1 protein-coding gene is annotated in these 2,252 nt (G+C 31.1%); it reads left to right on the top strand.

Going from position 1 to position 2,252, the window contains the following annotated elements; genetic code table 11:
• Positions 1 to 1,057: 1,057 nt before the first annotated feature.
• A complete protein-coding gene (locus DMC01_RS12230; protein ID WP_142694463.1) occupies positions 1,058 to 2,110 on the top strand; it encodes a hypothetical protein in 1,053 nt (350 codons plus the stop codon).
• Positions 2,111 to 2,252 lie beyond the last annotated feature (142 nt).

Genomic DNA, 2,252 nt, shown 5'->3' with positions numbered 1-2,252 from the left:
TAAGAAAGGGTGCGTTAATTTAAAGGGGGGTTGAAGTGGGCTTGGATTTAAGAAAGGCTGAATTTAAGTGGGTTGAAGTGAGCTTGAATTTTAAGAAAGATTGAAGTTAAGTTAAGAAGCTTAAATTTAAATAAGAGTAAATTTAAGTTAAGCAAGCTTGAATTTAAGCTTGTATTAAAAGATTAAGGCTAAGTTTGATTTAATAAATTTAATTAAAGGCTTAAATTCAAAAAAGCTTGAATTTAAAAGAACTTACAAACTTTAAATTCAAGTAAGCTTAAATTTAAGTTAAGTAAAATTGAAAAGGTTGAATTTCAGCAAACTTAAATTCAAGCAAAACAAAATTTAAAGACATTAAATTCAAGCAAGGCTTAAATTTAAAAAAGCTTATGCAAAAATCTTAAAGATAAAGTTGATTTATTTGCTTAGAGACTAAAAATTGATCTCAAAGGCTCTAAGTAAGCTTAGATAAGGCTTGTGTGAAGGGATGAATGGTGAAGTTGATTGATTTAGCCAAAGGCTTGAATTTAAACTTGCGATCTTTCAATTCCAGCAAGGCTAAATTTAATTTAGATAAGGTTAAGAAGGCTTGAAGTCAAATAAGTTAAATTTAAGTTAATAAAGCTTGAATTTAAGCTTGTATTAAAAGATTAAGGTTAAGTTTGATTTAATGAATTTAATTAAAGGCTTGAATTCAAGTAAGCTTAAATTTAAAACAGCTTGTGAGCTTTAAATTCAAGTAAGGCTGAATTTAAACAAGCTTAAATTCAAGCAAAACAAAATTTAATAACTTTAAATTCAAGCAAGGCTTAAATTTAAAAAAGCTTAAAGATAAATTGATTTATTTGCCTAAAAGCTTAATCTCAAAGGCTCTAAGTAAGCTAAGCTCATAAGCTAGGCTAAAAATTCAGCCTTACAGCTCATTAAAGCCAGCACAAAGAAGCTTAACGCTTTTTTAAAAGCTCTAATAAAGCTCTAATAAAGCTATAATAAAGCTATAATAAAGCTATAATAAAGCTATAATAAAGCTATAATAAAGCCCTATTAAGGATAAATGATGATAGCCATGCTTAGATGTGATGAGTTTGAAGGATTAGACAATGCCTTTGATCTAAGTCTAGCAAGATATGCAGACCAAACTTGTAAGATCTATGATGAAGATTACGAAGTAAGAGGCATCTTGCGTATTTCTCAAAGCTTGAATTTAACTTACGAAGCACCCTTGGATCTAGTTATCTTTTTTGATCTAGCTAGTGCCTTGAAGATGCACTGTTGCTTTTGGTATCTAAAAAGCTCATACCCAAATGATCCCTTAAATCACAAGCTAGCAAAAGAGCTTTTAAAAGATGATTTTGAAGCCTTTATAAAAAAGAGATTTAACTATGCCACCCTTGCTATAAATGCTACTATTAGCGAGGTTGGGGGTATAGATTTTGCTGAAATTTTTAGCTCTGATCTTAGAATCTATTGGGGACTTTCTAAGGATGATACTGTCATACCAACAGGGCTTTTATCTAAATTTAGCCACAGCAACTTAAATTTCGATCTAGCAAGGGATGAGGAGATCTTTATGATGGATAATATAGGGTATTGGGTGCAAGAAGCCAAGAACTCACCTTCTTACCTCATAAAGCCTCCTCTTGTAAAAGGAGTCTTTGCTAAGACAAGAACAAAGGCAAATGATTTCTTTGTGAATTTAAGAGATAGTCCTAGCTCAAAGCAAGGCAAGATCATAATGCAGCTTTATTCTCAAGGCTTTGAATCTGATTTAGAGGATGAGGAGTTTGATGCCTTTATAGAGGCACAAAAAAAGGCACAGCAAGCTTATTTTGCAAAGAACAAAGACAAAATGATAAAGCCTTTTTATAAAGCTAGCAATTCAAAAAAAGATTATATAATCTTTGTTGATGATATATTAAAGGGAGATTGGGCTAGGGTTAGGGTTTTACGCTATGATGATTATGTGGATAGTAAAAATCAAGGAGCTAGCATTGAAAGTAAGGAATACATCAATCTTTTTTTAAACGAGCCCTCAAAGATCACTCTTGGGCTAGGCTATATACATACAAGTGGCTTAGCCCCTTTTAGAGTCTTTGAAAGAGAGCTTTAAATGCCAAATCAACTAAGAATTCAAAATCTTTGAAAAAAAGAGCTAATGCAAGTAGAATTTCAAATCTTTGAAAGAAAAATCTTTGAAAGAAAAATTTAAATGCCCAAAGTAAGCAAGAATTCAACATCTTTGAAAGAAAAAT

It is taken from the genome of Campylobacter troglodytis (genome assembly GCF_006864425.1).
GTDB classification, from domain to species: Bacteria; Campylobacterota; Campylobacteria; order Campylobacterales; family Campylobacteraceae; genus Campylobacter_D; species Campylobacter_D troglodytis.
Note: the sequence above shows the minus strand (reverse complement) of the source record. Positions and strands in the feature narration are given on the sequence as shown.